This window comes from Gammaproteobacteria bacterium (assembly GCA_016765075.1).
Taxonomy (GTDB): domain Bacteria; phylum Pseudomonadota; class Gammaproteobacteria.
Genome location: JAESQP010000069.1, coordinates 1 through 8,253, shown reverse-complemented (window position 1 = coordinate 8,253; position 8,253 = coordinate 1). Strand labels below are relative to the sequence as shown.

General features: G+C 46.7%; 8 protein-coding genes. 5 read left to right on the top strand and 3 right to left on the bottom strand.

From position 1 onward, the window contains the following. Positions 1 to 158: 30S ribosomal protein S2 (locus JKY90_04205; GenBank protein MBL4851468.1), on the bottom strand; the 158-nt coding region annotated here is incomplete at its 3' end. Between the two features lie 581 nt (positions 159 to 739). Between JKY90_04205 and map the strand changes: the two genes are divergently transcribed. Then, positions 740 to 1,507 (top strand): type I methionyl aminopeptidase, encoded by a 768-nt coding sequence (gene map, locus JKY90_04200; GenBank protein MBL4851467.1) that lies wholly within the window; start codon positions 740 to 742, stop codon positions 1,505 to 1,507. Between the two features lie 21 nt (positions 1,508 to 1,528). After that, positions 1,529 to 4,183 carry a [protein-PII] uridylyltransferase gene (gene glnD / locus JKY90_04195; GenBank protein MBL4851466.1) on the top strand — a complete coding sequence of 885 codons (2,655 nt, stop codon included), beginning with the start codon at positions 1,529 to 1,531 and terminating at the stop codon, positions 4,181 to 4,183. On the opposite strand, the gene JKY90_04190 is transcribed toward glnD, so the two are convergent. Further along, positions 4,180 to 5,088, bottom strand: coding sequence for a DMT family transporter (locus tag JKY90_04190; protein MBL4851465.1), 909 nt, complete (start codon positions 5,086 to 5,088; stop codon positions 4,180 to 4,182). The genes glnD and JKY90_04190 overlap by 4 nt on opposite strands. A 67-nt stretch (positions 5,089 to 5,155) precedes the next feature. Here JKY90_04190 and JKY90_04185 point away from each other — a divergent pair, with 67 nt between their 5' ends. The 3 genes from JKY90_04185 (at position 5,156) to JKY90_04175 (ending at position 7,614) form a co-directional block, all read left to right on the top strand. Further along, positions 5,156 to 6,349, top strand: coding sequence for a succinyldiaminopimelate transaminase (locus JKY90_04185; GenBank protein MBL4851464.1), 1,194 nt, complete (start codon positions 5,156 to 5,158; stop codon positions 6,347 to 6,349). A 66-nt stretch (positions 6,350 to 6,415) separates the two neighbouring features. Next, positions 6,416 to 7,237, top strand: coding sequence for a 2,3,4,5-tetrahydropyridine-2,6-dicarboxylate N-succinyltransferase (gene dapD, locus JKY90_04180; protein ID MBL4851463.1), 822 nt, complete (start codon positions 6,416 to 6,418; stop codon positions 7,235 to 7,237). A 23-nt stretch (positions 7,238 to 7,260) separates the two neighbouring features. After that, positions 7,261 to 7,614 (top strand): ArsC family reductase, encoded by a 354-nt coding sequence (locus JKY90_04175; protein MBL4851462.1) that lies wholly within the window; start codon positions 7,261 to 7,263, stop codon positions 7,612 to 7,614. Here the strand turns inward: JKY90_04175 and JKY90_04170 are convergent. After that, the coding region (locus tag JKY90_04170) for a hypothetical protein (GenBank protein ID MBL4851461.1) at positions 7,577 to 8,253 on the bottom strand (677 nt) is incomplete at its 5' end. The two genes, JKY90_04175 and JKY90_04170, sit on opposite strands and share 38 nt — an antisense overlap.

Here is an 8,253-nt window from a genome sequence, read left to right as displayed (position 1 = left end):
GCGTCGTTAAACAACGGCAACGTCTTTTCAAGGTTGATGATATGAATTTTATTACGTGCGCCAAAGATATAAGGCGCCATCTGGGGATTCCAGTAGTGAGTCAGATGGCCGAAATGAACACCAGCCTCCAGCATCTCACGCATTGAGACGTTAGGCATATTAATTTCCTCTTGTAGGGTTAAGCCTCCACATTCCCCATAAGCTGACCAAATAGCGAACTATCCAGCACCCCAGCCGATGTGACGGAATGTGTGTGTCATAGTATGGCAACAGCGAGGTTGCCTGTGTATACCGGCTCTCAAGCGAGATTCGGCGCGAGACTTATACCATATTAGAGACACTTTCTCAATCTTTTGACTGACCCGTATTTCTTGCCAGGGGGCGAAATAATCGCATCCAAGACTCGGCTTTGCCCCCTTGAGGGGGAGTACTTCCTCGGATTGTCTGGCGACAACCCCCAGAGCGCGCAGAGATTTTATTTTACAGTGGGTTTTCTGAGGCAGTGGAATACGGGCTGTATTTCCGGCCGAAGGAAATCCACTGTAAAATCACCTCAGCACCCCCTCGCGGAGCCTGCCCCGTGCTTGACACGGGGGTAAAGATCAAGCGAGAGCTCGTCATTCTGGTGAGAAATGCGGGCTGGTGATGGCACAGATCCACCAGTACGGTTAGAATGCGCGATTGAACTGTGCTTTTGTACTAAAAGCAAACTAAGCGATTGAATTTATTGATAAGAGCTATGCCTGTCACTATTAAATCAACTGATGAGATCGAGAAAATGCGTGTCGCAGGACGGCTTGCTGCAGACGTATTGCATATGATTCACCCGCATGTCGTTGTTGGCATCACAACTGGCGAGCTTGACCAGATCTGCCACGATTTCATCACTCAAGAGCAGGCAGCGATACCTGCACCATTAAATTATCATGGTTTTCCAAAATCAATCTGTACCTCAGTCAACCACGTTGTCTGTCACGGTATTCCCGGTGACAAGAAACTCAAGAATGGCGACATTATTAATATCGATGTTACTGTCATCAAAGAGGGCTATCACGGTGATACCAGTAAGATGTTTTATGTTGGTGAGCCCTCAATCATGGCGAAACGCGCGTGTCAAATTTCTTATGACGCCATGCGCACTGGCATCGAAATGGTCAAGCCCGGCGTCCGTCTCGGCGATATCGGCCATGCCATTCAAGAATATGCAGAATCAAACAATATGTCCGTCGTGCGTGAATACTGCGGTCACGGCATTGGCAAAGAATTCCACGAAGAACCGCAAGTCTTGCACTATGGCGAACTCAACACCGGTATGCCATTGGTAAGCGGTATGACCTTTACTATCGAGCCCATGCTCAACATTGGTAAACGCGGCGTCAAGCTACTTGGCGATAATTGGACGGTCGTAACACGTGATCGCAGCCTATCAACCCAGTGGGAACACACCATTCTGGTCACAGACGATGGCTTTAACGTTCTGACCAAACGACCCGAAGACGATATTTAATTTAAAAATATCGTACAGGCAATGCCGCCTACCAGGAGCGACTCAGCTATTAATCAAACACACAACGATGCCAATCTCATCAAGTTTAGAGATAAGCTCACCGAAATCCGTAGCTTACTGCGTAAACGCTTTAACGATGGCGCACTGGCATCAGAACTTGTGCACATACACGCAACAGAAATTGATCGGCTGCTGACTCTTGCATGGCAGCAATTCATTAACCAAAATAGCGATGGTATTGCGTTGATCGCCGTTGGTGGTTACGGTCGTGGCGAACTATTTCCACACTCCGATATCGATATTTTAGTATTACTTGCTAACAACTATCATGAGCAGCATAACGATGCTATTACTCATTTTATTAGTTTTTGTTGGGATATGGGGCTTGAAATAGGGCATAGCGTACGCACTGTAGAACACTGCATCGTCGAAGCCAAAAAAGACATCTCCACCATAACAAACCTGATTGAGTCTCGATTTATTACAGGGACAACATCACTTTTTACCCAACTGCAAACCTCGATTTCGCCAGACCATCTCTGGCCAAACAAAGCCTTTTTTAAAGCCAAACTACAAGAACAGCAATTACGTCATCGTAAATACGGTGACTCTGCCTACAACCTCGAACCCAATGTCAAAGATGGGCCTGGTGGCTTACGTGATATTCATATCATTATATGGATAACGAAGCGATATTTTGATGCGGAGAACCTTCATGACCTTGTTACACACGGCTTCCTGACTCAGGCGGAACATAATGACCTTGTTGGCGCGCAAAATTCTCTGTGGCAGGTGCGCTTTGCCTTGCATATTCTCGCTGGCCGCGAAGAAGATCGGCTGCTTTTCGACCACCAGCCCAGCCTTGCACAAACACTAGGTTATAAAGATGGCGAACATAAACGTGCGGTAGAGCTGTTTATGATGCATTACTATCGCACTATTAAAGAACTTAGCCGCCTTAACGAAATGTTGTTGCAACACTTTAGCGAAGCCATCCTCTACGCACGCTCGGATAGTAAAGTTAATACACTAAATAAACGCTTCCAAGAGCAAGATGGTTTTTTGGAAGTCGTCAATGATCTTGTGTTTAAGCACCACCCCTCAGCATTGCTGGAAATGTTTCTAGTATTGCAGCAAAACCCGCACCTTACAGGCGTTCGTGCATCAACGATCCGCTTGATCCGACAACACTGTCATTTAATCGACGAAGGTTTCCGTAACAACCCAGATAATCGTGCTTTATTTATGGAAATCATGCGCCAACCACAAGGCCTTACACATGAACTTAGGCGCATGCATAACTATGGCGTGCTCGCAGCCTACCTGCCTAGCTTTTCCAACCTAGTTGGGCAAATGCAATTTGACTTATTTCATATCTACACAGTAGATGAACACATACTAACTGTTGTTAGAAATTTAAGACGACTTTTTGTTGAAGAACATAAAAAAGAACTGCCATTATGCAGCCAGATCGCATCGTCACTGCCAAAACCAGAAATATTGTATTTAGCTGGTTTGTTTCATGATATTGGCAAAGGCCGTGGTGGTGATCACTCCAAGCTGGGTGAAAAAGATGCACGTGAATTTTGCCTTCATCATGGTTTAAGTAATTATGATGCTGAGTTTGTCGCATGGCTAGTCAAAAACCATTTAACCATGTCTATGACAGCGCAGCGCAAGGATATCTCCGACCCCGACACCATTGCAGAATTTGCTCATATCGTCGGCGACCAAACACATTTAGATTATCTCTACCTGCTTACTGTCGGCGATATCCGCGGCACCAACCCAAAGCTTTGGAATAACTGGCGCGCATCACTACTGCAAGAACTCTATGCGTTAACGCGTCGCGCTCTCTTCCGCGGCCTCGATAACCCACTAGACCGTGAAAGTTTAATTAAACATGTCAAACGGTTGGCCAAAGCACTACTTGAGGCCAACAACGTCAGCGAAAAATTAGTCAACAGACAATGGTCTCACCTTGAGGACGAATACTTTCTACGCAATAGCGCCGAGGAAGTTGCCTGGCAAACGCAGGCGATGATTAAAATTGTTGATAACACGCATGTACCCTTTGTCATGGTCAGCAATATTGGCCGAAACAATGACACCAAAATCTTTACCTATAGCGACCCCAGACTCATTGACCCCTTCGCAGCTAACACCACAGCACTAGAAAAACTTGGCATCAGTATTCACGATGCAGCGATTTACACCACAAAAGATAATTACGTCATCAACAGTTACACGATACTGGCTGATGATGGCCATGACGATTCTGTAGCAATGAGTAATGAAGAAATAGAAAGCCACTTAAAGAAATCTTTATCGGCACCCATAGACGAATGGGCGTCGATACAACGGCGCCAACAGCGACGCTTGCGTGCCTTTAATATCCCTACTCGCGTCACTTTCTCTCACGATGATCAAAATAATCGCACCTTGATGGAAGTAGTAACCACTGACCAACCCGGTATTTTATCACGCATAGCGCAAACCTTAACACGGCACAACATCACTGCACGTATCGCAAAGATTGCGACCTTGGGCGAGAAAGTAGAAGATATTTTTGCTCTCGAAGATGAGAATGATGAGGCAATTACCGACGAAAAATTATTGCAAACTCTACGCAATGAAATCATTAATTGTTTAGATGAAGATAAAGGTCAAGCCTAACATTTTTCTTTTTCCATATCGCCACTCACAGTCAAAATTAACCATGCACCAATCACTATCACACTACCACCCAACCACTCATTAGGAACAGGAACTTCATTGGCTAACCAATAGGCCGACAATGCACCGGCTATTAATTCAAACAACAAAATAACCGAAGAGCGTGACACCGGCACATGGTGAAAACCGTATTGCACCAACAAGGTCATTACCACCGTAGCAAACAAACCAAGCAAACTCGCCGCCAAGTAGACCTCGCTATCGAGCACAGGAAACTCAATTGCGGCAATCAACAACCAAAGCGTCGCAACTACTACCACACCAATCCACACCACAATCGTCTTTGGTACTACACCAATTTCACTCAAATTTCTTACTATTGCCGCCGACACCGCAAAGGCAAAACCAGCAGACAAGGCCAACCAATCGTTACTGTCTTGTGGTAAAAGACTGCCCAGTTGCGGGTTCCACATCATAATCAAGGCACCGGCAATCGCGACAGAAAAGCCAAGCCAGGCACGCCCAGGCATAGGCTCATGCAAAAAAAATCGGCCTATCAGCGTCGCCCATATCGGGTAAAGAAAAAATAGCAAGGTGACTCTAACGATTTCGCCATCGATAATCGCAAGAATAAAAGCAACATTGGCCCAGCCACTAGCTAGACCCAACAACACCAACGCGACAGGCCGACGCACAAAATCCAGGCGATGTCGCCACCACCAGGGAAGACTAATCACTAATGCCGTGCCATACATAATTAACGCACACCACAAGCCTGCCAAACCTTGATCTTCTAACAAACGTAGCGGATACCATATGGTGCCCCACATCGTCGCAGACGCAAGCAAAGCCAACACAGCGAATACATAAGTCGAACTGAGCCTAGTGTGATATGAATTTATCATTTATAAAGACGTAACACGGCGTAAAAAGCTATAATCAACTGTTTTATCATTGCTTATTCACAATCTGATGAACCCTGGTCTACCTATCTTACAACCATACCCATTTCAACGTATGCGTGCATTATTTTCTGACGCCACACCTAACGATGCCTATTCGTCGATCAACCTATCCATTGGTGAACCCAAGCACCCAACCCCTGCTTTCCTCAAAGAGGCACTAATCAGTCAGCTAGACAAACTTGCTAATTACCCCATCACCAAGGGCAGTGACGAACTACGCCAAGCCATTGCTGATTATTTGACGCAACGCTATCAACTCAAACAGCTTGATGTTGACACTCAAGTGTTACCTGTCAACGGCACACGCGAAGCCCTATTTGCGATTGTTCAGTGTCTGGTTGAGAAAGATAAACTGGTATTAATGCCTAACCCGTTTTATCAGATCTATGAAGGTGCTGCCCTGCTTGCAGGTGCTAAGCCAGTTTATCTCAACACGACCAGCGATAATGGTTTTCTACCTGACATTGAAAGCATTACTAAAGAACAGTGGCAACAATGCCAGCTTATTTATTTATGCAGCCCAGGCAACCCTAGCGGTAGGGTTGCACCAGAATCGCTGCTAAAACGCCTTATCGAACTCAGCGACCAATATGATTTCACTATTGTCTCGGATGAATGTTATGCCGATATTTATCCGACAAAAAGCACGCCACCCGTTGGCCTGCTCGAGGTCGCTCAATCCCTTGGGCGCAATGACTATAAAAATTGCTTGGTCTTTCATAGCTTATCTAAACGCTCTAGCGCACCAGGTCTACGCTCAGGTTTTGTTGCGGGCGACGCAGCGCTGATTAAACCATTTTTGCAATACCGCACCTATCACGGATCTGCCATGTCACCGCCATCGCAACACGCCAGCGCTGTCGCCTGGAGCGATGATCTACATGTGGTTGAAAACCGCAGACTCTACACTGAAAAGTTTACTGCTGTTATTAACATACTGAAACCTGTTATCGATATAGATTGGCCTGATGCTGGCTTCTACCTATGGCTTAATATTGGTGCGCATAATGGGCAATGCGACGAGCAATTCGCCAAGCGACTCTATCAACAATATAATGTCACGGTATTGCCAGGGTGCTATCTTTCACGTCTAAGCGATGGCATAAACCCAGGCGCTGGTTTTATTCGAATCGCACTGGTCGCCAATCTTGAACAATGCGTTGATGCTGCCAAGCGCATCCGTGATTGCATCAAGCAATAAACCTATTTGCTTTATAGCCAAATTTATTTCCCGATTTTTACTAATTATTACAGGAGAAACAAAACAATGAATGATATTAAAGCCACTATCGAAGAAGCCTTCAAGCGACGTGCCGATATCACACCACGAACGGTCGATACCCACGTTAAAGAAGCCGTCACTGAAGCCTTAGCACAATTAAATAATGGTAGCGCCCGCGTTGCCGAGAAAATCAATGGCGAATGGGTCGTTAACGAATGGCTAAAAAAAGCCGTACTACTTTCTTTCCGCATTAATGATAACGAATTCGTTAAAGGCGGCTTCACTAATTATTACGATAAAGTAGATTCCAAGTTTCAAGACATGAACTCACGCGACTTTCGCGAGTCAGGCGTGCGCGTTGTACCACCCGCCACAGCGCGTCATGGTTCTTATATCGCGCCCGGCGCAATCTTGATGCCATCTTATATTAACATTGGCGCCTATGTTGATAGTGGGACTATGGTTGATACTTGGTCAACCGTTGGTTCCTGTGCACAAATTGGTAAAAACGTTCATCTATCAGGTGGCGTTGGTATTGGCGGCGTATTGGAACCACTGCAAGCCAGCCCAACGATTATTGAAGACAATTGCTTTATTGGTGCACGCTCAGAAGTGGTAGAAGGCGTTATCGTCGAAGAAGGTGCAGTGATTTCTATGGGTGTTTACATTGGTCAAAGCACCAAAATATTTAACCGTATGACCGGTGAAATCAGCTATGGTCGCATTCCCGCAGGCGCGGTTGTCGTATCAGGTAGTCTGCCATCAAAAGACGGCAGCTATAGCCTCTACTGCGCTGTCATCGTAAAACAAGTGGATGCGAAAACTCGCAGCAAAGTGGGCATCAACGAATTATTGCGCGATATCTAAAAAATTAACTATAAATAGACACCATGAAAAAAATCACCCTCTATGGCATCAAAAATTGTGACACTGTACGTAAGGCGCGACGCTGGTTAGATGACAATCATATTCATTATGACTTTCACGACTTTCGCGCTGATGGTTTAACGAAAACAAAAGTGAATCAATGGCTAAAAGAGATTGACCAGGACATACTGATCAATCGCCGTGGCACCACCTGGCGTAAACTGACCGATGAGCAAAAATCCGTCAACAGTAAATCAGCCATCGCCGATCTATTAGTTGAACAACCGGCCATTATCAAGCGCCCTGTACTGGATAATAACGGCAAACTTTATATTGGTTTTAAAGACGCAGAATACAAAGAACTCTTTGGAAAATAAATGGACAATAGCCGAATAGATCTTTCCTGAGGTCGGCCTCCCCCTCCCTGGTAATCGTGTCCCGGAGGAGATCGAGCTCGGGGAAGGCCGGCTCGAGCGGTGCCAGTAATTCCATTGCGGGCTCAAAGATCTCCGCGAAATAGTCACTTTCGGGATGTTCCACATTCCAACGCGCCCTGTGGGCGACAGAGTGCAGGAGCAACCGAAGATTTGGCGACGGGTAGGTGTCGCGGGTTCCGATCCTGTCGCGCGCCATGCGTTCCTGGCCGACCACGAAGAGTGCGTATCCGACGAATTCGGCATAAAGGTTCTCTTTGCCCGTCATGTACTGCCAGCGCGGCAGGGTCGCGGATCGCGCGAAGGCGAACTCGCCGGACATACCCGAGCAGTAGACGTCCGCATCGATCTCGACATCGCGTAGCGGAAAGCCAGGAGGCGTGTTGCCCGCATCCTGGCTCATCAACTCGTCCACCATGCACAGGCCCGCCCCGCCGTGTCGCTGTCGGAGCAGGCCGAGATGCCCTCGGACGACATGGGCCAACTCGTGAAACAAGACCGGCAGATAGAGCGACTCGAAGAAGAAGAGCCAGCTGCCCTCGATGTCCGGACCGATCTCGTTGATCGTCAGGTCGACGCAGG